Genomic DNA, 239 nt, shown 5'->3' with positions numbered 1-239 from the left:
GCTCGACTCGCTTTTTGCCCGACTGGCGAAATCGACTTTTCGATCGCGGTTTCGTCTCGGTCAGAAAGAAAGACAATATTGTCTGGAAAAAGGTGCGCCGGTCATTGAACAACATGCGGCCGATTTTATTGCTAAGCGCCTGGCTCCCGCGCTCCCGACCAATGACGGAAAGCAAACGCCGATGCGTGGACATCCGGTGTTTATCGCTCAACATGCCACGGCGACCTGCTGTAGGGGAT

General features: G+C 54.4%; 1 protein-coding gene. It reads left to right on the top strand.

The features are described 5' to 3' along the window. On the top strand, positions 1-239 hold a 239-nt coding region (locus FDX22_RS19780; protein ID WP_146717664.1), incomplete at both ends, for a DUF4186 family protein.

It is taken from the genome of Citrobacter sp. TBCS-14, assembly GCF_005280805.1.
In the GTDB taxonomy this organism is placed as follows: Bacteria; Pseudomonadota; Gammaproteobacteria; order Enterobacterales; family Enterobacteriaceae; genus Citrobacter; species Citrobacter gillenii.
Note: the sequence above shows the minus strand (reverse complement) of the source record. Positions and strands in the feature narration are given on the sequence as shown.